Annotated in this window: 12 protein-coding genes, 2 tRNA genes, 2 rRNA genes and 1 pseudogene; 8 read left to right on the top strand and 9 right to left on the bottom strand. The window is 41.6% G+C overall.

Annotated features, from left to right (window positions below):
• Positions 1-1,898 precede the first annotated feature (1,898 nt).
• Positions 1,899-2,894 carry an NAD-dependent epimerase/dehydratase family protein gene (locus E2I05_RS03485; RefSeq protein ID WP_243641167.1) on the top strand — a complete coding sequence of 332 codons (996 nt, stop codon included), beginning with the start codon at positions 1,899-1,901 and terminating at the stop codon, positions 2,892-2,894.
• Positions 2,895-3,506: 612 nt separating this feature from the next.
• Here E2I05_RS03485 and E2I05_RS22930 read toward each other — a convergent pair.
• From E2I05_RS22930 to E2I05_RS03505, 6 genes and pseudogenes are all read right to left on the bottom strand, one after another.
• A pseudogene (locus E2I05_RS22930) lies at positions 3,507-3,925 on the bottom strand (IS1 family transposase).
• A gap of 53 nt (positions 3,926-3,978) precedes the next feature.
• Complete coding sequence (locus E2I05_RS22935) at positions 3,979-4,161, bottom strand: IS1 family transposase (RefSeq protein ID WP_133372209.1); 183 nt, start codon at positions 4,159-4,161, stop codon at positions 3,979-3,981.
• Entirely contained in the window at positions 4,104-4,268 is a 165-nt protein-coding gene (locus tag E2I05_RS22940; RefSeq protein WP_121854663.1) for an IS1/IS1595 family N-terminal zinc-binding domain-containing protein, read from the bottom strand. The genes E2I05_RS22935 and E2I05_RS22940 overlap by 58 nt, the downstream gene beginning before the upstream one ends.
• Positions 4,269-4,365: 97 nt before the next feature.
• Positions 4,366-6,093: a bifunctional ornithine lipid synthase OlsF gene (gene olsF / locus E2I05_RS03495; protein ID WP_121854662.1), complete on the bottom strand. Its 1,728-nt coding sequence runs from the start codon at positions 6,091-6,093 to the stop codon at positions 4,366-4,368.
• 11 nt (positions 6,094-6,104) lie between these two features.
• Positions 6,105-7,076, bottom strand: coding sequence for a UDP-2,3-diacylglucosamine diphosphatase (locus E2I05_RS03500; RefSeq protein ID WP_121854661.1), 972 nt, complete (start codon positions 7,074-7,076; stop codon positions 6,105-6,107).
• 137 nt (positions 7,077-7,213) lie between these two features.
• Entirely contained in the window at positions 7,214-8,572 is a 1,359-nt protein-coding gene (locus E2I05_RS03505) for a YjiH family protein (RefSeq protein ID WP_243641133.1), read from the bottom strand.
• A 1,208-nt stretch (positions 8,573-9,780) separates the two neighbouring features.
• Here E2I05_RS03505 and E2I05_RS03510 point away from each other — a divergent pair.
• Positions 9,781-10,353, top strand: a complete 573-nt coding sequence (locus E2I05_RS03510) for a hypothetical protein (RefSeq protein WP_121854660.1) — start codon at positions 9,781-9,783, stop codon at positions 10,351-10,353.
• Here the strand turns inward: E2I05_RS03510 and E2I05_RS03515 are convergent.
• Positions 10,350-11,210 carry a U32 family peptidase gene (locus E2I05_RS03515; RefSeq protein ID WP_121854659.1) on the bottom strand — a complete coding sequence of 287 codons (861 nt, stop codon included), beginning with the start codon at positions 11,208-11,210 and terminating at the stop codon, positions 10,350-10,352. The genes E2I05_RS03510 and E2I05_RS03515 overlap by 4 nt on opposite strands.
• 225 nt (positions 11,211-11,435) lie before the next feature.
• Positions 11,436-12,437, bottom strand: a complete 1,002-nt coding sequence (gene ubiU, locus E2I05_RS03520) for a ubiquinone anaerobic biosynthesis protein UbiU (RefSeq protein ID WP_121854658.1) — start codon at positions 12,435-12,437, stop codon at positions 11,436-11,438.
• A gap of 134 nt (positions 12,438-12,571) precedes the next feature.
• On the opposite strand from ubiU, the gene ubiT reads away from it, so the two are divergent.
• Positions 12,572-13,102, top strand: a complete 531-nt coding sequence (gene ubiT / locus E2I05_RS03525; RefSeq protein ID WP_121854657.1) for a ubiquinone anaerobic biosynthesis accessory factor UbiT — start codon at positions 12,572-12,574, stop codon at positions 13,100-13,102.
• 489 nt (positions 13,103-13,591) lie between these two features.
• Positions 13,592-16,420 (top strand): ExeM/NucH family extracellular endonuclease, encoded by a 2,829-nt coding sequence (locus tag E2I05_RS03530; protein WP_121854656.1) that lies wholly within the window; start codon positions 13,592-13,594, stop codon positions 16,418-16,420.
• A gap of 319 nt (positions 16,421-16,739) precedes the next feature.
• On the opposite strand, the gene E2I05_RS03535 is transcribed toward E2I05_RS03530, so the two are convergent.
• Positions 16,740-17,189 (bottom strand): DUF4124 domain-containing protein, encoded by a 450-nt coding sequence (locus tag E2I05_RS03535; protein WP_121854655.1) that lies wholly within the window; start codon positions 17,187-17,189, stop codon positions 16,740-16,742.
• Positions 17,190-17,988: 799 nt separating this feature from the next.
• On the opposite strand from E2I05_RS03535, the gene E2I05_RS03540 reads away from it, so the two are divergent.
• The 4 genes from E2I05_RS03540 to E2I05_RS03555 all read left to right on the top strand — a co-directional run bounded on the left by E2I05_RS03540 (position 17,989) and on the right by E2I05_RS03555 (position 23,380).
• A 16S ribosomal RNA gene (locus tag E2I05_RS03540) occupies positions 17,989-19,530 on the top strand.
• Positions 19,531-19,733: 203 nt separating this feature from the next.
• A tRNA-Ile gene (locus E2I05_RS03545) sits at positions 19,734-19,810 on the top strand.
• Positions 19,811-19,941: 131 nt separating this feature from the next.
• Positions 19,942-20,017: transfer RNA gene (locus E2I05_RS03550), tRNA-Ala, on the top strand.
• A gap of 367 nt (positions 20,018-20,384) precedes the next feature.
• Positions 20,385-23,380 (top strand): 23S ribosomal RNA (locus E2I05_RS03555).
• Together the 16S and 23S rRNA genes with 2 tRNA genes alongside form the textbook arrangement of a ribosomal RNA operon.
• The last annotated feature ends 77 nt before the right edge of the window (positions 23,381-23,457 follow it).

Below are 23,457 nucleotides of genomic sequence, written 5' to 3' on the forward strand. Positions count from 1 at the left end.
TACCTGCCAGTTATATGCCAGTTATATGCCAGAGTATAACCTTGCCCATGCTCCTAAATGAATCAGGTGAGTGCTTAACATTTATATATTTGCCAAAATCACCGTTAGCTGCGTTATAAATTTTGAAAGTAGAAACGAAGTAATACCAATTACAGTAATTAAATGCTCAACTCAGAGCTATGTATGTGCTCAAAGTGCAATCGAAATTGATGTAGGCATAGTTGTTACCGACATACAAAACTGTCGTTATTACATTGCTAAGTCAAGACAATTTTGAGAAGTAGTTTGAGCACATACAAGCTCCCGAAGGGCAAGGCTAAAGGGTTCCATTACTGCGTTACAAGCACTTGAATTATCCCGACAGTACTTCAAACTTGCGCCTTGTATTGAAATCCTTTAGCTCTTGCTGAGTGGGAAGTTAATTACTGTAATTGGTATTATTATTGTTGTTGGTGATGTAATTCTGTGTAGTGAAAGTCAAATTCCCAACTCTTACTGTGGAATTTTAATCACTTCGGGTTTAATTCCTCGCCCCTTTTGAGGGTGATTCATTTATTTTCCAAATTTGTATTGAAAACGTAGCCTTGTACTAGCCAAAAAGAGTGAGTTCCTCTTTTTTATTTCAATTCACTATCACGTTCATTGCATTGTGAAGATTAACAACTATGCTCATTAATAAAGTTCCAGTTTCATAGATGACTCGGTTGTTTCGGGTAACTTTTTTGAATTAAAGATGAAAATGGATTGACTGGTATTACCATTAGAAAACGCATTCAACCTAGAAACATCAGTTGACTGCATTCTCAAGCGTAGAAAAAATGGCTGATATTAAGACGTAGCTTGCAGCAAGTAGTTATTCTACTTGCAAAAGTTACAACGCAGATAGCAGTCATTTTAGCAAGCTTGTGAGCGTAGAGCATTTCACTCATTGGGTGAAAAACATGATAATAAAATCAGCAAATTGCTCAAACAGTTACTCATATACTCAGCGTTCAACTGATGTTTTTAGGTTCAATACAATTCAGCAATTAGTCTGTTGGCAAATGATGTATCTCGCATTATTAATTCCAGTCAAAAATGAGCAAGGTAACTAGGGGCTGTTTATCTTTCATGATTAAATTTTGTGCTATTTGAGCGTTTATCTGTTCAACCTAGAAGCATCAGTTGATTGCGTTCTCAAGCGTAGAAAAAAAGGCTGATAGTAAGGCGTAGCTTGCAGCAAGTAGTTATTCTACTTGCAAAAGTTACAAGGCAGATAGCAGCCATTTTAGCAAGCTTGTGAGCGTAGAGCACTTCACTCATTGGGTGAAGTGCCATGATGATAAAGTCATCTTATTGACTCAAACAGTTACTCATATACTCAGCGTTCAACTGATGTTTTTACCGTGAAAATAGCCGCTAACACCTATTCCCAAGCCTGTTAGTGAAAGCATAAAAGCTAAAAATCACTTCACCTTTAGCTTAGGTTGGAAATAATCTTCAAATCTCAGCGAATACAATTTTCATGGTGTAGTGTGATAGAAAAATAGTAGCCAAAGTAAACGCATATGACATCTATGCCTATCATGAACGTTTAGGTTCAAGGCGTAAGCAGTGAAGCTTAGTCATCTAAGTAACGACAGTTTTGTATGTCGGTAGTCTAGTGCCTTTGCTTTTTCCTATAGAAAGTCACTGGATACCAGCCTCCGCTGGTATGACAAAGATTGGTACTTTCTAAATCGTTAGATCCCTAGGTACTGAAATTAGTAGTTATTAAAATGATACAAGCGTCGACTTGGTTATGATCATCGGAGAAGTTGGTATTTGTTAAGTCAAAAACAATGATTGAGTGATTGTGATAAACCGAAACTAATAAAAAGTTATAAATACTCACCGTACAAGGATGTGGAATTTTAATATTGAATAAAATCAACACTAAGAAGCCGATTTTAGTCACTGGAGTTGCGGGATTCATCGGTTTTCATATTGCAAAACGTTTACTAGAAATGGGAATGACGGTCATCGGAATTGATAATCTGAACGATTATTACGATCCTATGCTTAAAGTCGCTCGTCTCGGGATACTACAGGACTATGAAACATTTCGATTTACCCATGGTGATCTCGCTGATCTTGTTAGTTTAGAACAGCTGTTCTATGAGCATGAATTTGACTATGTAGTCCATCTAGCAGCTCAAGTCGGTGTGAGGTACCCTATTGAAGCACCGGTAAGTTATAGCAAGAGCAATTTGGTTGGTATGACTCATATTTTGGAGTGTTGCCGTCATCACAATACAAAACATTTATTGTTTGCTTCATCAAGCTCTGTTTACGGAACATCGAATACGATGCCTTTAGCCGAAACCGCACCAACGGATGAGCCCGTTTCATTATATGCTGCCACTAAGAAAGCCAATGAAGTTATGGCCTATAGCTATAGCAAACTCTATCAGCTTCCCATTACTGGAATGCGTTTCTTCACTGTTTATGGTCCCTGGAACCGTCCGGATATGGCTTTATTTAAATTTGTCGAGGCTATTGATGCTGAACAAGAAGTAACCCTTTATAACTATGGTAAAATGATGCGAGATTTTACCTATATTGACGATGTGGTAGATGTAATCTCAAGCTTAATGGTTAATAGGTTAAATACAGATAAAGTTGTTCCATTTGAACTCTACAATATTGGTTCAAATAACCCTCAAACACTATTTGATTTCATTTCAGTCATCGAAAATACGATGGGTGAAAAAGCCAAATTAAACTTGCACCCCATTCAGGCGGGTGATGTTCAAGACAGGTGGGCAGATGTGACTAAACTTAAGTCTAATGGTCATCCCTTACCAAAAACATCACTGCAAGAAGGTATTCAATCTTTTGTTGATTGGTACCACAGTTATACCCATGATGCTTAACCTAAATAAATCGGTTGAACGCACAGTTTAACTCTAATCTATTGAAATTAAATGCAAAATTAAACAGCCCTAATTCACCTATCAGGTGAATGCTGAACATTCATATACTTGCCAAAATCACCGCTAGCTGCGTTATAAATTTTGCAATTAGAAACGAAGTAACGACAGTTTTGTATGTCGGTAACCACTAATTGCTGCTACTTATGCCTTGCAATCAGTAATTTATTCTGCGTATATGAACACTCCCAACCGATTTATCTAGGGAGCGCCACGAAGCGCTTTATTCTGTTGTGGGATTTGTCTCAACGTATACGCAGCCAAGCGATTACATGGCCATAAACCTAAATAAATCGGTTGAACGCACAATTTAGCTTTAATCTATTGAAGTTAAATACAAAACTAAACAACCCTAATTCACCCATCAGGTGAGTGCTGAACATTCATATACTTGCCAAAATCACCGCTAGCTGCGTTATAAATTTTGCAATTAGAAACGAAGTAACGACAGTTTTGTATGTCGGTAACCACTAATTGCTGCTACTTATGCCTTGCAATCAGTAATTTATTCTGCGTATATGAACACTCCCAACCGATTTATGGTAGTGGGCTAATTTAGTGGTAAGCATGAATATCAATCCCAAATTCTACTCGATTGATTAACAAACCTATTACCGTATCGTGCATACTTTCTAACTTTGAAAAACAAATCGTTCTTCGTGCTAATCTTTTAATCCAAGTTCTAAAATTGAGGTTTTTCCTCTCAATCTTTTGGGTATTAGTTTTTCCTACTTCATGCTGTTCTGGTGGCAAATTACGCCTATACGCACCCCAGTCATCGGTATAATATTTCTTTATGCCTAGTGGCTCGAGCAATGTCTGTAACTCTTTGAAAGCCTCGTCTGTTCTTTTCCCCAAGACATAAGAACAACTGTATTCGTACTATGGTCTATGGCATGCCATAGCCACCTCTGGTTAACCTTTTTACCTACAAATGACCATTGCTCATCGATCTCTGCTTCTTCGCAGACCAACTCTATATCGATTTCAATGTTTGAGTTGCTATCTCTTTGAGTGTAATTAGGATTTACGTGGACAATGCTCTTTTCTTTTTTTTAATGGCGTTTATCACTGTATTCTTGTGTATATTTAACACTCTACCTGTATCCCTTATTCCGCTACAATTAAGTACCATGTCAATGGCTGTTTCTTTTACTTCATCTTCCCAAGCACGCTTAACATAATGAAGTAAGAATGTTTTTTCGGGCACTCAGAGTTGGTACATAAATATCTTTGCTGCTCCTTTGGGCTTTTTCCTGCTTTTGATATTGAAGTACTTTGACAGTGAGGGGATTGAACATCTACAGAGTGACGCATGATATTCTCTAAAATAAATGAAACTAGAGTGCAACCATGATAGATCAATTCACTGCTTCAGCCCACTACCCTTACTTCTATGCGTCCAACTGATTTTCTAGGTTAAATACTTAGCTCGCTTTTTCGGTAATAGCATGTGCAGATCAACGAGAACAAGGCCATCAACGCAATCACTAAACTCTGTATCGATTCCAAAATCTAAAAATTTGACACCATTTGGTTCGCAAAGCTCGCTGTATTGCTTAAATAGGGTGGGGACGGCGACGCCTTGTTCGGCTAATAAATGCTTGAGGGTTCGAAAATCAGTTGAATAATTTGATGCTTCTAAATCAACAGTAGAGTCATAGATTGTATTCAACTCTTGTTGTCTTGAGTTGGAAATGATGAATGGCGAGTGTGAGGTCGCCAGTGGTTGAGCAGGGGCAAATTGTGTTTGATAAAAGTGCACCAGTAACTCTTTGGCCTGTAAAGGAAGTTGACCGCTAATTGTGACTGGCCCAAATAAATATCGATATTGAGGGTGTTTTGCGAGAAATGCACCTATGCCATACCACAAATACTCTAAACTGCGTTTCCCCCAATATTTAGGTTGAACGAAGCTACGCCCGAGCTCCAAACCGCGCTCAAAATATGGAGAGAAATTGTCATGGTAGTCGAACAAAGATTGACTGTATAACGCTGTGTTGTCTTGTTGCTTATGAGTATCAACTGCACTAGCAAAACGATACGCGCCAACAATTTCTAAGTCTGATTTATCCCATAAAACGAGATGCAGATAATAAGAATCATACTTATCAATATCGCGGCGCTGTCCTGTGCCTTCGCCAACGGCTCGAAAAGCTATTTCTCGTAGACGTCCTATTTCTCTCATGATTGGGCTTGATGACTGATGTTTGTACAAGTAAATAAGCTTGTCATCTGCGGTTGTACCTAGAAGCTCACATTGTGTCAAAGCTTGCTGTAATTCAGCACGATCGACAGGATGAGCAATAGGGCTTTGGGTGTTGAATAATTCAGAACGATCTTTTGCTATACGATATAAGTGGTTTTTGAGTAGTTTTACTTTTATTTTAAGTGGAAAGTCATTGTTACTAATAGCGTCACAGGGGATTAATCGGCCAATTCGTATGGGCATGTTTTTCTCAGCTTGCTTGAACATCTCTTTGACTAAAAGCAGTGTTGCTAAGGGTTTGTAAATCATGGATGCGCCATAAAACATAGCTGAGTTTTTGGCATCGGCAAACATAGGTAAAAGTGGTGCATTACAAGCGGCAGCCATTTTTACAAAACCTGTTTGCCAAGTAGTATCTCGAACTCCTTGAGGGCGAAGTCGTGATACTTCTCCTGCTGGAAAGATTAAAATGGCACCGTCGTTTTTCAGGTGTGCATGGATATTTTCTAGATTTTGCTTAGGTGTGCCGCCCGTCATATTGCGTACAGGCAAAAGGATATTATGTAATGGAGTGAGTGCCATCAATAACTCATTCGCGATGACTTTGATATCGCTTCTTACTTCACTGATCAGTTTAATGAGTGCAAGGGCATCCAAAGAGCCTATAGGGTGATTAGCAAAAATGATTACTCGACCTTCCTTAGGAATATTCTCAAGTTCATTGTTGGGCACTGAGTAACTGAAATTGAAGCTTTCTAATACCTTTTCAACAAAATCGATACCTGTTTGATGTGCGTGTTTTATCGCTATTTCGTTACATTTTTTTTCATTTAACAAGTAACGGAGCATGGCTTTAGTCGGTTTTGCCAGCCATTGCTTTTGTTCAATGCGGGGTAAATTATCTTTGACCACTTTATCGACAGTAAAAATCATGGTGATCCTCTTTAATTATTATGCATCGAGAGTGATGGGATATGTTCATCAATGATGTCCGTTGCTGTCACAGGAGTGTTCGATTTAACTGGGGAGTTAAAGGGAGGGATAGTGCTTAGGACTTTAGTGTTTTGGTTCGCATCATCCCACTGTAGTAGTTGCAGTTCACCGCATTTTTGCTCAGCGATTAAAGTACAGTTTTCAATCCAATCACCGTCATTGCCGTAAATCACTCCAGCTTCTTCTACCAGCTCTGGTTGGTGAATGTGTCCACAAAAAATACCATCCACTTCTTTTGATTTCGCGTAGTTAACTACAGCTTGTTGGTAACGCTTAATCGCTTCCTGCGCTTTATTTACTCTCAATTTTATATAACTGGCTAAAGACCAATATGGATGGCCAAACTTACGACGTATGGCATGAAGGTGACGGTTGATGAAGAGCAAGAAATCATAAAGGTGATCGCCTAGTTTGGCATAATAGCGTGCTATGCAGACTTGAGAGTCAAATTGATCGCCGTGCACCATGAGTAACTTCTTTCCTGATGCCGTGATGTGTTGATACTCAGGATGGATTTCTATTTGGCTGAAACTGATGCCGTGATAATCTTTTAGTAATTCATCATGGTTACCTGGCACAAAGATAACACGTGTGTTTCCTTGTGCAATGGTAATGATTTTTTGAAGCACTTTTTGATGGGAAGTTGGCCAAAATAAACGCTTTTTAAGTGCCCATAAATCAATAATGTCGCCAATCAGGTAGAGGTTGTCGAAGCTGGTTTGCTCTAAAAGTTGCAGTAGAAACTCGGCCTTACAATCTTTGCAACCTAAGTGAATATCTGAGAGCCAAATGGCGTTGTAATGTTGGTGTTCTGGTTGTTTTTTTCTGTTTGGAGCTGACGTTTTATGCTGGTTATCTTGTTCAGTTAATGGGGTAAATACTGAGTTAGGTTGCTGGTTTTCACCCGTTCTCACAAAAGTCATGTTTATTCCTTGAACAAGCTATTGAGGTATTTCAATCAAAAGCTTAGTTAAGGAAGTTTAACGATAAATGAATAATTTGTGACGTTAGAATGACAAAGGAGAAGCGGTTGCTTCTCCTTTAGGCTATCAATCAATGACTAAAAAATAAGATGTGCTGCGCCAGCAATGACTGGTAGTGTAACTAAGGTTCTCAGTACGAAGATCATTAATAATTCTAAAAAGTTCACAGGAATTTTGCTGCCAATGAGCAATGCACCGACTTCACTCATGTAGATCAACTGACTTACTGATAATGCAGCAATAACAAAACGAGTTAAATCAGATTCAATTGATGCTGCTAAAATCGCGGGCAAAAACATATCAGCAAATCCAACTACAATACTTTTAGATGCTTGAGTGGCTTCGGGTATTTGTAGCAGTTCAAGTAATGGAATGAATGGCATACCCATATAATCAAAAACAGGCGTTTTATCGGCCACTACAAGCGCCACTGTGCCAATGGCCATTACCACAGGGATAATGCCGAATACCATGTCTGCCACATTTTTTAGACCCTCTTTAAAGAAGCTCTTTACGTTCGGTGCATGCTGAGCTTTTTCAAGTGCAAGTTGATAACCCCATGATAACGAGCTACGACCTGCTGGGATTATGTCATCGTCTTTCACTCTGACTTCGCCATTAAGAAAGGTATCTTTTTTTCGAGACAACGGTGGCAATTTAGGCACGATAATGGCAGCAACAAAACCGGCTAAACAGACGGTTAAATAAAATGGCAAAAACAAATGTGCTAAGTTCACTTGAGTAATAACAACCAAACTAAAAGTGATAGACACAGCTGAAAAGGTTGTTGCGATTACTGCGGCTTCCCGTTGGGTAAAAGTATTATTCTCATATTGTTTTGCCGTCATCAAAATACCGACGCTGCCATCGCCGAGCCAAGAAGTAATACAACCAATAGCACTGCGACCAGGTAGTTTGAATAGCGGACGCATAATTTTTGTGAGTAGCGCACCAGCTATCTCTAATAAACCGAAGTTTAGTAGTAGTGGTAAAAGCAGACCTGCAATGATGAATACAGAAAATAAAACCGGCAATAACTCATGAAAAACTAAACCGCCAGTGTCGGCTGAACGTACTGCTTCAGGTCCTACTTTGAAAAAGGTGAGAGCTATGAATATCGCACCGAAAACACGCACAATAGTCCAAAACCAATTTGGGTTGAACAACTCGTTAAAGAAATGGTGATTGACAATTTTGGCTGGTCTAAAAATTTTCACGCCTATTGTTAAGATGCTCATACCAATAACAATAGCGGCCAGTAGGGGTTGAATGAAACCACTAAATTCTTGTTGTAAAAACTTAGCCACGACCGCAATCGGAATCGTGATATCACCGTTATGACTAACAGGGGTCATAAAGATCAATAAGCCTATAATTGAAGGTATCAAAAAGGTGAGAATGGTTTTTATGTTATGTTTTTGTTTTTTTTGTGTCACGTGATCTCACCTTAATTTGTGATGTGTTTTCATATTGTTCAAAGAACAAGTCTCGATTGAATATTCAAACTAAACATTGTGCAGAATTACAAAAGTTATGGCGCAAGGTTACCGAGTTAACGGTTAGCTGTAAATTTTTTATCATATTTTTGCATTGATTTTTGAAGTGATGCTTATTGGTGCTAAATTTGCAGATTTAGGGATCTAGCGATTTAGAAAGTAGCAATCTTTGTCATACCAGCGAAGGCTGGTATCCAGTGACATTTATAGAAAAAAGTAAAGGCGCTAGACTACCGACATACAAAACTGTAGTTACTTCGTTTCCAGCCTGCGCTGGAGTGACGAGACCTCATCGATATACTTTCTTCCGCAACTTTCTTTACATTCAACCTAAAAACACCAGTTGAACGCTGAGTACACGAGCAACTGTTTGAACAATACGATGATTTTATGGTTCAATTTTATGCCTTTTGGTTCAGAGTTGAGGTTTTTAAATGTAATCAATAACTGTAACGTGTATTCAGTTCGAGTTAAGAGCAGAGTGATAATCTAATACCAATTACAGTAATTAATCTCTCACTCAGCAAGAGTTAAAGGGTTTTAGTGCAAGGCACAAGCTCGAGGTACTATATTCCCTCCGGCCGCCATACAAAACTGGCGTTCAACGCACTTAGGCTTTTGTCGGGATAATTCAAGTGCTTGTAACGCAGCTATGGAACCCTTTAGCCTTGCTCTTTGGGAGCTTGTATGTTCTCACTTTGGTTTATAACGAATATTTCTCAAAATTGTCTTGACGTAGCAATGTAATAACGACAGCAGTGTATGTCGGTAACAACTATGCCTTCATCAATTTCGATTGCACGTTGAGCACATACATAGTTCTGAGTTGAGCATTTAATTACTGTAATTAGGGGCTGCTTATCTTTAGTGATTATTTTTGCAGCGATAAATTGGTCGTTTTATACAAGACAGAGCTTGTGCGGTTTGGTATTCCAAATAAGCAAGCGATAACGCAGTAGAAATGACCAATTTACGCTGTCTTAGATGCTTTTGAGCGTTCACTATTCTGTGTTGTAACCCGTTTACTTAGATGACTAAGCTTCACTGCTTACGGCTTGAACAGATAAACGCTCAAATAGCACAAAATTTAATCCTGAAAGATAAACAGCCCCTAATATAAGTAGTTTAATAGTAGAGACCTTCAGACAATGAATAATCCTGTTGATTTTCCTGCAATGAATCGCCTTTCTGGACATGTGATTTACGCTGAAGCAAAAGATGACACAAGCTTCAATAAGTGCGATCAATTGCGCCAACCTTTAATGGATCAAAGTGGGAAGGTCAAAGAACATCAATTAATCAATTCACATTACTTTGATATTGACTCTGAGGTCTTTCCTTGTTCTTCAGAAAGCTATTATGTGTTTACTTTTAGGGTGAAAAGAAAATCAAGTACTTTTGATGATTTCCTGAGAACTTTTTTCCATTCCAGTTTTATGGATCTACATGTTCATTCATCAATCTTAAACTATGTTTCTGTCACAAAAGGAACTGTCCAAGAAGTGGATATTCCAGCATACATAGACTTTCCATATGAGCCGAAAGACTCTATCAAGTTAAGAGTCGATAGAGCGTTTTCTGGGCGTTATAGTATAAAGTATGTAAGGCACCCCACCTCTATATGGAATGTTGTTCCTCACTTTGATGAAGGTGAAAATGAAATTACTCGAGCGTTGGAAGCGCTAGTTAATTCAAACCGTCTGTTGCCACACAATGCTTAAGTTTGACACTGATTAAACCCTGCTTCACCAAACCAATAACCATCACATGTGTTTGAGTTAGTAGGAATAAGTTGGCCACTCATTAATTTTTCTGCGATTTCAATACTTGCCATACTCGACGGCGATAATCTGAAATGTGAAATCCCCATGCTTTCCATAACAGTAATCTCACTACTCAAATCAGTACATGCAGCAGCTTGAGTTTGGATACCATTGAGTCTGAGCAAAGGCTCGTCTTCTTGGGTTTGTGCCAGTAATCCTTTTGGGTACTTGATGCAGACAAACTCACATTTATCTTTAGCAATACCTTTGTGCCTAGCTGTGAAGCAACGGGCAGAGAGAGCTAGAGGTGCATGACCATGACCAAATACTTCGACTTCGAAAGGAAGCGGTCCCTCATGCGCGTCCATAACTTTTTGTAACCAATCTTTTGATAATTCGACCGGAACAACAAATCTCGTCATACCCCACTGGTGCATTTTCAATAAACTTGCTAGGTTGTAATTGTTAATCGTAGGCCCACAAACAAACGGAATATTCATTTCTTTGGCGACATGCACAGCAGCAAGATCGTTGGCTTCAATTTTTAAACCTGCTGTCTCGATTTGACGCTTCAATTCTGTGTATTCAGATGGCGTTTCAAGTAACGCTAACGTTGAAAGGTAGACTTGTTTTCCGGCTGACTTAAGCATAGTGGCAAGTTCAAGATAATCTTTAAATTTGAGCTCACGGCGGCGGGTACACACTGCTTCTCCAAGGTAAACAACAGGAATGTTGCTTTGTGCTACTTGCCTATAGAATTCGAATACTTTTTCTTTTGGCCAAAAATATAATAATGGCCCTAAACTGATCTGCATTTGCTACTCCTCAAACCTAGAAAAATAGTCGGAAGCATTCTTAGACCTAGCAAAACTTTTTGATAGTAAGGCTTGAATCGCAGCAGGTAGGAGTCTTACCTGTAAGATTCGTAACACCGCTAACAATAATTTTAGCAAGTATAAGGATGCCTAGTGTTTTACTTCTTCTAGGTTAAAAATATTTGAGTTTAAACCTTAAGCGTCTAACTGTTTTTCTAGGTTCTCTTATTGCCAGCTGCGTTCGTACGCGCCTAATGTCGTTGTTTGGCCTTCAGATACTTTGTCTAAAGCTTGATTCCACTCTTTTTGGCAAGTGAAGGTTTTAGGAAATTTCATGAAGGTATCAATCGCATTGCGCCAGACACGAGTGACTTGCTCAACATAAGCAGGACTACGTTGACGGCCTTCAATTTTTAGTGAAACTACCCCCGCTTTATGTAATTCAGGGATCAGGCTTAAGGTGTTTAAGCTGGTGGGAGATTCCAACATATACTCGGGATTATTATCTTCTTCCGTGACGTAACTCCCTTTACAGACGACGGGGTACCCCATTTGTTCATCTTTGCCACTTTTGTCTATCATCACATCGTTCAGACGGGTGATTTGATCCCCGCCTTGTTCTTGCCACCGGACATGTTGTGCCGGTGAGCAGCTTCCGCCAGTATTAGGCGATTGACCCGTTACGTAGGATGATAAATGGCAGCGACCTTCAGCCATGATGCATAAACTACCGAAAGCAAACACTTCTAGATCTACAGGGCTAACTTTAGCTAAGTCTCTGACTTGTTTCATTGATAACACACGAGGAAGTACAGCGCGTTCGATATTAAACTCTTGCTTGTATAAACTCAGCGCCCCAAGGTTGGTCGCACTCGCTTGTACAGAAAGATGCAGCGGAAGTTGTGGATGGTTACGGTGAGCATAATCGAGTAAAGATAAATCAGCCATAATCAGCGCATCCATATCCAGATCAGCTGCTATATCTATGGCTTTATACCAACGTGCTTCTTCGTTCGGTTTTGGAAAGGTATTAATGGTTAGATAAATCTTTCTACCCATGTCTTTCGCAATATCAACGGCTTGTTGTAACTTTTTCGGACTAAAGTTAAGCCCTGCGAATGAGCGGGCATTTGTGTCATCTTTTAAGCCAAGATAAACCGCATCCGCCCCAGCGTTATACGCTGTTTTTAAGGATGCTAGATTACCAGCAGGGCAAAGCAATTCCATAGTGAATCTCTCAAGTATTATTTGAGCGAGCAGTTTAATGGCATTTGTTTGCCTAAGAATTGATGTAAGACAGGTTTGGGGCGATAAAGGTTAGTTAGAATGCTGGTTGTTCATTGTTTTCTGCTAGGATTATTATGCTGTCTACCATGCCATCATTTGCTGCTAAGCAAGTGTTAAAGCGAGTCCCTACAATCGCTCAACATTCATTATCTGTCGTGCCATTTGCATTAAAGGCAAAAATTATCACAGAGTTATTGTCTGTATTAATGAAAGAGCAAATGGAAGATGAAGAGCTTGGTTTTCTCATTGGTCGCTGGGTTGCAATCAAAGTGACCGATTTTAACCTTAGCTTTGAGGTCAGTTACGACAACAAATGGTTAGTGCGCGAACCGTTTGAGGCCGATGTGACATTCAGTGCTGATTCAATTGCATTGATACAAGTTGCGGCTGGTGTGGAAGATCCAGATACATTATTTTTCCAACGTCAGTTATGCATTGAAGGTGATACAGAACTTGGACTAGAAGTTAAAAACTTATTATTGGCTATCGAGTTAGATCAGCTTCCAACCTTTATGCGAAAGTCAGTAGAGCAATTGGCGCGCGGGGTAGCAACGCTTCAGCGTAAATCATCGGAGATGCTTCACCAAAAAAATGCCAGTCTGTAAGTCTTGTTAAATCTCTTTTTGGCGTTTTTACTTTTAAACCTAAAAACATCAGTTGAACGCTGAGTATACGAGTAACTGTTTGAGCAATACGATGATTTTATTATCATGTTTTTCATCCAATGAGTGAAATGCTCTACGCTCACAAGCTTGCTAAAATGACTGCTATCTGCGTTGTAACTTTTGCAAGTAGAATAACTACTTGCTGCAAGCTACGCCCTACTATCAGCCATTTTTTCTACGCTTGATAATGCAGTCAACTGATGTTTCTAGGTTAAACCTAAATAAATCGGTTAGTTTAAAGACGTCAAAAAAGTGCAACTTCTCTGTAATTTAATTCTTTTAGGGTATGTACCCGATATAGTTTAAGATGCAAAAATTTCTGCTGTCTATAAATACATTTTGAAAAACAACGGACTAAACTTTCATTATATATCTTTTGAGTGTTTGTTAATGAAAGTGATAGTGAAATAACATCTAAAAGGATTTTTTATGCGAACCAAATTAATTGGCTTTGCGTTAGCACTTGGTACTACATCGCTAACCAGTTTAGCCGCGGACAATTTACTCATCACAGAATACGTCGAAGGTAGCAGCAATAACAAAGCTATCGAACTCTATAACCCCACCAACGCGCCAATCGACCTGAGTAATTTTAAACTTAATTTTTATTTCAACGGTAGTACATCAGCGGCAACCCAAATCGAGTTACTCGGGATATTAGATGCACAGGAAGCCTTTGTTGTTGCTGAAAATAATGCAAATGCAGACATACTTGCGGTTGCAGACATGACGAGTACGAAAAGTTTCTATAACGGTGATGATTTGATCACTCTCACTCAAAACGATCAAGTTATCGATAGTATTGGTCAATTCGGTGTTGATCCTGGGTCACAATGGGGAAGTGGTGATATATCAACAAGAGACAATACATTAAGAAGAATAACAACTGAGCTAGTCGCCGATACCGATATTAATGATGACGTCGACTTAACATTGGTTTGGCAAGGTTTCGAAAGAAACAACATTAGTGATCTTGGTATGTTTAGCGGCGATGGAGGAGATCCTACCGATCCGGTAGATCCCGTTGAGTTAACCTGTGAAGCAGAAACTATAGCAATCCATAATATTCAAGGCTCCGGAGAGCAAAGTCCTCTTAATGGCCAACAGGTTACAGTCGCAGGGATTGTTACTGCCAATTTCGAATATCAAGATGGGCTTCAAGGTTTCACGCTTCAAGCGCCTGAATCAGAATACGATGCCGACAATAACAGCTCAGAAGGCATATTCGTTTATACAGGTAACACAGCACTCAATTATCAAGTTTCAGATAGCATTATATTGATTGCAGATGTAGCCGAATTTAATGGGCTGACTGAATTAACCAATGTGTCTGCTCATACATTGTGCGGGCAGCAAGCTTTACCAGCCGCTACCACAATTGAGCTTCCTTTCGAGGATCAGCAACAGCTTGAAGCCGTTGAAGGAATGTTAGTGAGTTTCCCACAAAGTTTGGTCGTTAATGAAGTACACAACTTAGCACGTTTCGGTGAGGTGCTCCTTGGTAGCCAACGTCATTATATAGGAACTCAAGTCGCTATGCCGGGGGATGCGGCATTATTGGTGACTGAAAACAACCTTAAAGACTCCATACTACTGGATGATGCATCAACAAAACAAAACCCCGAGTTAATTCGCTATCCAGCACCTAATTTAAGTGCTGGAAATACCCTTAGAATCGGAGATTCAGTAACTAGTCTGTCTGGTATTATTCACTACGGCTTTAATCAATATCGCATTATGCCAATCAATGAGCCTTCATTTGTTGCCAGTAACCCACGAACTGATTCGCCTGAACTGAATGAAATAAGTAACCTTAAAATAGCGAGCTTTAATGTACTGAATTACTTTAATGGTGATGGTCAAGGTAATGGCTTTCCTACCCAGCGAGGCGCTGATACACCTTTTGAATTAGTAAGACAACAAGACAAGATTGTTGCTGCAATGGCAGTGATTAACGCCGATGTTTATGCGTTAATGGAAATGGAGAATGATGGATTTGGAAATGATTCTGCCATCGCGCAATTAACTGCTAACTTAAATGAGATGATGACAGGTGCAATGTTTAACTACGTAACACCGACTCAGTCATTAGGTGATGATGATATTGCTGTTGGGGTAATCTATCGTTCAACAACAGTAGAGCCTTATGCACCAGCAAAAGTATTAACCAGTGCAAACTCGCCACTAGATGCAGCGGGAGTTCCATTATTCAATGACAGTAAAAATCGTCCAATGTTGGTACAGGCATTTACTCATTCTGATTCCCAAGAGCCAATTATTATTGCGGTTAATCACTTGAAATCTAAAGGGAGCGATTGCGATAGTTTAGACGATCCAGATTTAGGTGATGGACAAGGTAATTGTAATATTACTCGTACTCGAGCAGCGCAAGGTATCAGTGAGTGGTTAGCTTCAGAATTCCCTGATCAAAATGTTCTACTACTAGGTGATTTAAATGCTTACGCCAAAGAAGATCCAATTCAACAGCTTAAACAGAATGGCTATGTAGATATTGTTTCAGAGTTTTCTGGTCTTGATGGCTATTCTTTTGTATTTAGAGGCGCAACTGGTCAGTTAGATCATGCACTCGCAACGGCAGATCTTGTCGACAAAGTTGTTGATGTAAATAGCTGGCACATTAACGCCGATGAACCAAGAGCACTGGATTATAATGAAGAGTTCAAATCAGCAACGCAGTTAGAACAGTTATATGCTGCTGATGCATACCGTTCATCAGATCATGATCCTATCATTGTATCCTTGCTGATGGAGCGTTTAACGGTAGCTCCTACAGTGAACTTTACATATAACATTGTACAACAGAATGTGGCATTCGAAGCGCAGGCCGCAGATGAAGATGGCGAAATTGTTTCTTACTCTTGGGATTTTGGAGACGGAACTCAAGGTGCAGGTGAGACAGTGCAGCATGCTTATCAACAAGCTGGTGAATATAATGTGGTATTAACCGTGACGGATAATGATGGCTTAACAGCGCAAACCTCTCAGGTTGTGACTATTGAACAGGTTGGCGAAGCCCCAGTAGCAGACTTTTACTTTATTAAAGGCAGTTACATAAGCTTGTTTGTCTCTAAGAGTTACGATCCGGATGGAATGATTAAAAAGCATAACTGGCAGTTTAACGATGGTTTTTCTAGTAATCGTAGAATGGTGTTGCGTTTAAGTCGAGCTGCAAATCATGTTCGATTAGAAGTTACTGATAATGATGGTCAGACATCGGTTAAAGAGTTGTCCTATTAAAAAGATAACATCTACCTAATTGATAATTTTAAAACCCTAGGGGTTGTTTATCTTTCGTGATTATTTTTGCAGCTATAAATTGGTCGTTTTATTCAAGACAGAGCTTGTACGGTTTGGTATTCCAAATAAGCAAGCGATAACGCAGTAGAAATGACCAACTTACGCTGTCTTAGATGCTTTTGAGCGTTCACTGTTCTGTGTTGTAACCCGTTTACTTAGATGACTAAGCTTCACTGCTTACGCCTTGAACAGATAAACGCTTAAATAGCACAAAATTTAATCCTGAAAGATAAACAGCCCCTAAAGTAGCAAGCCTACTTTAGTGTTTTTTAGTTTCAGGGCAAAACAACTTTACTCTCTTACGTTGTTGTATAATCTCTTCCTGGCGTTGTGCTTCAGTAAGTGTTGTCGCTTTACTTCCATCATCAGCTTGTTTTATTAAATTAGTATGGGTCGTCAGCAGATTAAGACTGTGCTTAGCACGGTCACAAATTTCACTTGCTTGAAGTTTACTTTCAGTAGAAGCAGCTTGACTATGAGGCTGGCCCACTTCTGTGTTTTGCTTGGTTGGCGCAACACTACCAACTTTAGCAGGTTCTAATGAATGACTATTAATTTCCTCAAATTTCTGATTTACAGGTCTCACTTGACTAAAATGAGTAACGCCTTTTTTATCTACCCATTTATATATAACAGTAGCGTTCGCGGAAAAACAAGCACATGTCAGCAAAAAAACAAAGCGTAATTGACGCACATTAAAGGTAAACATCCTTGAACCCTCATCATTAAATAGATAAATCTGTAACTAACATAAGCCATTTTAGTTTAAGAATAAATAAAAGCTTAATGAAATCCTAGTGTTAAGTCATAATGAAACGAATGTGAATACATGTGTTTTTTATCAATCTGATTTAAGTTGCTTTAAATCAATTGGTTAGCTTTGTTCGTGAATGTGGAAGGTCAACATTAAAGCCTGTGTTGCACAAAAAAGGTTCGAACAGAAATTTTCTTCAAAAAAGCCCTTGCGCAGTTTCAGAATCTCCCTATAATGCGCATCCACTGACACGGCACAGCAGCTCTTCCTAGCATAAAGAATGCGATTAAGCAGCAAGGTTGGCGAGTCAGGTTCAGTCGAGAATAAGGCGCTTTTTAAAAGTAAATTAACCTCAGATTGAACGGCAGAAAAAAGTTTGCAAAAACTGCTTGACGCCAACAACAAGGTCTGTAGAATACGCAGCCCTGACCCGCTGAGGACACTGATTAAATCAAGGTTTGAAGCGCAGAGTCAAAACGCTCTTTAACAATATATCAAGCAAATCTGTGTGAGCACTCACAGAGATTGACAAAATCGAAACTGTATTGGTTTATCACTTCGGTGAATAGATTAAGCAGTCAAAAATTTTCTCAATTAATTGTGTTCACGCAAACTTTCAAAGTGATGACTTACGTTAAGTAAATAAGCATTTTGAACATGCAAATTTGGTTTACTTTCCTTTTCATAAAGAGAAGTAAGTCAAATCGACAGAATTCATTGAGCAGAAGCTTTCATTAGCTTCGAGCAAAAACTTTAATTGAAGAGTTTGATCATGGCTCAGATTGAACGCTGGCGGCAGGCCTAACACATGCAAGTCGAGCGGTAACAGAGAGTAGCTTGCTACTCTGCTGACGAGCGGCGGACGGGTGAGTAATGCCTGGGAATTTGCCCAGTTGTGGGGGATAACAGTTGGAAACGACTGCTAATACCGCATAAACCCTACGGGGAAAAGCAGGGGACCTTAGGGCCTTGCGCAATTGGATAAGCCCAGGTGGGATTAGCTAGTAGGTGAGGTAAGAGCTCACCTAGGCGACGATCCCTAGCTGTTCTGAGAGGATGATCAGCCACACTGGGACTGAGACACGGCCCAGACTCCTACGGGAGGCAGCAGTGGGGAATATTGCACAATGGGCGAAAGCCTGATGCAGCCATGCCGCGTGTGTGAAGAAGGCCTTCGGGTTGTAAAGCACTTTCAGTGGGGAGGAAAAGTTGTTGGTTAATAACCAGCAGCCGTGACGTTACCCACAGAAGAAGGACCGGCTAACTCCGTGCCAGCAGCCGCGGTAATACGGAGGGTCCGAGCGTTAATCGGAATTACTGGGCGTAAAGCGTGCGCAGGCGGTCTGTTAAGTCAGATGTGAAAGCCCCGGGCTCAACCTGGGAATAGCATTTGAAACTGGCAGACTAGAGTCTTGTAGAGGGGGGTAGAATTTCAGGTGTAGCGGTGAAATGCGTAGAGATCTGAAGGAATACCGGTGGCGAAGGCGGCCCCCTGGACAAAGACTGACGCTCATGCACGAAAGCGTGGGGAGCAAACAGGATTAGATACCCTGGTAGTCCACGCCGTAAACGATGTCTACTCGGAATTTGGTCTCTTGAAGACTGGGTTCTCAAGCTAACGCATTAAGTAGACCGCCTGGGGAGTACGGCCGCAAGGTTAAAACTCAAATGAATTGACGGGGGCCCGCACAAGCGGTGGAGCATGTGGTTTAATTCGATGCAACGCGAAGAACCTTACCTACTCTTGACATCCAGAGAACTTTCCAGAGATGGATTGGTGCCTTCGGGAACTCTGAGACAGGTGCTGCATGGCTGTCGTCAGCTCGTGTTGTGAAATGTTGGGTTAAGTCCCGCAACGAGCGCAACCCTTATCCTTATTTGCCAGCACTTCGGGTGGGAACTTTAGGGAGACTGCCGGTGATAAACCGGAGGAAGGTGGGGACGACGTCAAGTCATCATGGCCCTTACGAGTAGGGCTACACACGTGCTACAATGGGCAATACAAAGGGTTGCGAAGCCGCGAGGTGGAGCTAATCTCATAAAGTTGTTCGTAGTCCGGATTGGAGTCTGCAACTCGACTCCATGAAGTCGGAATCGCTAGTAATCGTAGATCAGAATGCTACGGTGAATACGTTCCCGGGCCTTGTACACACCGCCCGTCACACCATGGGAGTGGGCTGCAAAAGAAGTGGGTAGTTTAACCTTCGGGAGAACGCTCACCACTTTGTGGTTCATGACTGGGGTGAAGTCGTAACAAGGTAGCCCTAGGGGAACCTGGGGCTGGATCACCTCCTTATCGGCACGATTTTGTTGTTTTTGTAGAGTGTTCACACAGATATGCTTGATATAAAGAAAGAATAAAAGCTCAAAATAGACATTTTTGAGGATTTTGTGCGTTAATCAAGGCACTTGAAGAGACTCGCAAGGAGTGAACATAAGTTCATGACTTAGAATCGATGAGAGTAACGCTGAGTAACACGCAAAAGGCCAAAAAGAAATGGGTCTGTAGCTCAGCTGGTTAGAGCGCACCCCTGATAAGGGTGAGGTCGGTGGTTCAAGTCCACTCTGACCCACCAAATCTTCGTTATTTCTGCGTTAGATTTCTCCTCGTTTATAAAACTAAGCGTCGTCAAAATCTGCCTTGAATTAACTCGATTTGGCTTTGCCAACTTGATTGGTTTTTTGACTTTTATTCACTGCATGTAATGGGGCTATAGCTCAGCTGGGAGAGCGCCTGCCTTGCACGCAGGAGGTCTGCGGTTCGATCCCGCATAGCTCCACCATTACATCTTATAATGTTAATTATGAGAAGCATGCACAGTTAGAGAGGCCAAAGATAAAACATAATTTATCTTTGGCTTTTTTAAGCCCGTTCTTTAACAATTTGGAAAGCTGATAGTAGGATTTATTGTTCATTTGAATAGTAAATCATACGAAAAATCTCAAAAACGATGCATTACATTAAATGGTAAAGCATCAAGAGTTCTCAAACACTTTATTAAGTGTCTTGAATATTCAAAACTAAGGCGATATCAGCATCAACTTACCCGTTGATGCAATGATTATCAGTAAAAACCAGCTAGTTGCAATGCAGCTCAATGATGTTAACGACTTGTTTTTAACAAGAAGTGAAACTCATCTGGGTTGTATGGTTAAGCGACTAAGCGTATACGGTGGATGCCTTGGCAGTCAGAGGCGATGAAGGACGTGTTAATCTGCGATAAGCTCAGTTAAGTCGATAAAAGGCGTTACAGACTGAGATTTCCGAATGGGGCAACCCAATCACATAAGTGATTATCATACAGTGAATACATAGCTGTGTGAGGCGAACGTGGGGAACTGAAACATCTAAGTACCCATAGGAAAAGAAATCAACCGAGATTCCCCTAGTAGCGGCGAGCGAACGGGGATTAGCCCTTAAGTCTTTGGGGTGTTAGTGGAATACGTTGGAAAGCGTAGCGGCACAGGGTGATAGCCCCGTACACGAAAACTAACCGAAGATGAAAACGAGTAGGACGGCACACGTGACATGTTGTCTGAACATGGGGGGACCATCCTCCAAGGCTAAATACTCCTGACTGACCGATAGTGAACCAGTACCGTGAGGGAAAGGCGAAAAGAACCCCTGTGAGGGGAGTGAAATAGAACCTGAAACCGTATACGTACAAGCAGTGGGAGCGGTTCTTGAGACCGTGACTGCGTACCTTTTGTATAATGGGTCAGCGACTTACATTTTGTAGCGAGGTTAAGCGAATAGCGGAGCCGTAGGGAAACCGAGTCTTAACTGGGCGTTGAGTTGCAAGGTGTAGACCCGAAACCCGGTGATCTAGCCATGGGCAGGTTGAAGGTTGAGTAACATCAACTGGAGGACCGAACCGACTTATGTTGAAAAATGAGCGGATGACTTGTGGCTGGGGGTGAAAGGCCAATCAAACCGGGAGATATCTGGTTCTCCTCGAAAGCTATTTAGGTAGCGCCTCGAGCGAATACCATTGGGGGTAGAGCACTGTTAAGGCTAGGGGGTCATCCCGACTTACCAACCCTTTGCAAACTCCGAATACCAATGAGTACTACTCGGGAGACACACGGCGGGTGCTAACGTTCGTCGTGGAAAGGGAAACAACCCAGACCATCAGCTAAGGTCCCAAAGTTATTGCTAAGTGGGAAACGATGTGGGAAGGCTTAGACAGCTAGGAAGTTGGCTTAGAAGCAGCCATCTTTTAAAGAAAGCGTAATAGCTCACTAGTCGAGTCGGCCTGCGCGGAAGATTTAACGGGGCTAAGCAATACACCGAAGCTATGGGTGTTTGTGCATCACCAGATGCGATTTCAGCTAACTGACATTTGTTTTTTAAATGTCAGTTTAAGCACGCAACACGTTGAGGCGGTTGTGGAGAACAAGTCGTATGTGGGATGCACAAACGCGGTAGAGGAGCGTTCTGTAAGCGGTTGAAGGCGAAGGGGTAACCCACGCTGGACGTATCAGAAGTGCGAATGCTGACATGAGTAACGATAAAGGGAGTGAAAAACTCCCTCGCCGAAAGACCAAGGGTTCCTGTCCAATGTTAATCAGGGCAGGGTGAGTCGACCCCTAAGGCGAGGCCGAAAGGCGTAGTCGATGGGAAACCGGTTAATATTCCGGTACTTCTGCTTACTGCGATGGAGAGACGGAGAAGGCTAGGCGAGCGTGGCGTTGGTAGTCCGCGTTTAAGGCTGTAGGCTGTAGACTTAGGCAAATCCGGGTTTACATTAGGCTGAGAGCTGATGACGAGTCACTAAGGTGATGAAGTCGTTGATGCCCTGCTTCCAGGAAAATCTTCTAAGCTTCAGGTAAGTAGGAATCGTACCCCAAACCGACACAGGTGGTTGGGTAGAGAATACCAAGGCGCTTGAGAGAACTCGGCTGAAGGAACTAGGCAAAATGGTACCGTAACTTCGGGAGAAGGTACGCTCTTGACGGTGATGAGACTTGCTCTCTAAGCTGTTGGGAGTCGCAGATACCAGGTGGCTGCAACTGTTTATCAAAAACACAGCACTGTGCAAAATCGCAAGATGACGTATACGGTGTGACGCCTGCCCGGTGCCGGAAGGTTAATTGATTGGGTTAGACTTAGGTCGAAGCTCATGATCGAAGCCCCGGTAAACGGCGGCCGTAACTATAACGGTCCTAAGGTAGCGAAATTCCTTGTCGGGTAAGTTCCGACCTGCACGAATGGCGTAATGATGGCCACGCTGTCTCCAGCCGAGACTCAGTGAAGTTGAAATTGCGGTGAAGATGCCGTATACCCGCGGCTAGACGGAAAGACCCCGTGAACCTTTACTATAGCTTGGCACTGAACATTGACCCTACATGTGTAGGATAGGTGGGAGACTTTGAAGCGTTGTCGCTAGATGATGTGGAGTCAACCTTGAAATACCACCCTTGTAGTGTTGATGTTCTAACTTGGCTCTCTCATCGAGAGTAAGGACAGTGCCTGGTGGGTAGTTTGACTGGGGCGGTCTCCTCCCAAAGAGTAACGGAGGAGCACGAAGGTTGGCTAAGTACGGTCGGACATCGTACGGTTAGTGCAATGGCATAAGCCAGCTTAACTGCGAGACAGACACGTCGAGCAGGTACGAAAGTAGGTCATAGTGATCCGGTGGTTCTGAATGGAAGGGCCATCGCTCAACGGATAAAAGGTACTCCGGGGATAACAGGCTGATACCGCCCAAGAGTTCATATCGACGGCGGTGTTTGGCACCTCGATGTCGGCTCATCACATCCTGGGGCTGAAGTCGGTCCCAAGGGTATGGCTGTTCGCCATTTAAAGTGGTACGCGAGCTGGGTTCAGAACGTCGTGAGACAGTTCGGTCCCTATCTGCCGTGGGCGTTAGATGATTGAGAGGAGCTGCTCCTAGTACGAGAGGACCGGAGTGGACGAACCGCTGGTGTTCGGGTTGTTATGCCAATAGCATTGCCCGGTAGCTACGTTCGGAATCGATAACCGCTGAAAGCATCTAAGCGGGAAGCGAGCCTCGAGATGAGTCATCTCTAGAGCTTTAAGCTCTCTAAAGGGCCGTCCGAGACTAGGACGTTGATAGGCAAGGTGTGTAAGCGTTGTGAGGCGTTGAGCTAACTTGTACTAATGACCCGTGAGGCTTAACCATACAACCCAGATGGGTTTTACAACCTTAGTGAATATATAAGCGCTTAATAAAGTAAGAACTTTGAGATAATTTCTTGT

This window comes from Parashewanella spongiae (assembly GCF_004358345.1).
GTDB classification, from domain to species: domain Bacteria; phylum Pseudomonadota; class Gammaproteobacteria; order Enterobacterales; family Shewanellaceae; genus Parashewanella; species Parashewanella spongiae.

What these genes read in the sequence shown, in the direction of transcription:
- E2I05_RS22940 (WP_121854663.1), bottom strand. Translation starts at nt 4,268, where the DNA reads ATGCGTCACTCTGTAGATGTTCAATCCCCTCACTGTCAAAGTACTTCA.
- olsF (WP_121854662.1), bottom strand. Translation starts at nt 6,093, where the DNA reads ATGATTTTTACTGTCGATAAAGTGGTCAAAGATAATTTACCCCGCATT.
- E2I05_RS03500 (WP_121854661.1), bottom strand. Translation starts at nt 7,076, where the DNA reads ATGACTTTTGTGAGAACGGGTGAAAACCAGCAACCTAACTCAGTATTT.
- E2I05_RS03510 (WP_121854660.1), top strand. Translation starts at nt 9,781, where the DNA reads ATGAATAATCCTGTTGATTTTCCTGCAATGAATCGCCTTTCTGGACAT.
- E2I05_RS03515 (WP_121854659.1), bottom strand. Translation starts at nt 11,210, where the DNA reads ATGCAGATCAGTTTAGGGCCATTATTATATTTTTGGCCAAAAGAAAAA.
- ubiU (WP_121854658.1), bottom strand. Translation starts at nt 12,437, where the DNA reads ATGGAATTGCTTTGCCCTGCTGGTAATCTAGCATCCTTAAAAACAGCG.
- ubiT (WP_121854657.1), top strand. Translation starts at nt 12,572, where the DNA reads ATGCTGTCTACCATGCCATCATTTGCTGCTAAGCAAGTGTTAAAGCGA.
- E2I05_RS03530 (WP_121854656.1), top strand. Translation starts at nt 13,592, where the DNA reads ATGCGAACCAAATTAATTGGCTTTGCGTTAGCACTTGGTACTACATCG.
- E2I05_RS03535 (WP_121854655.1), bottom strand. Translation starts at nt 17,189, where the DNA reads ATGTTTACCTTTAATGTGCGTCAATTACGCTTTGTTTTTTTGCTGACA.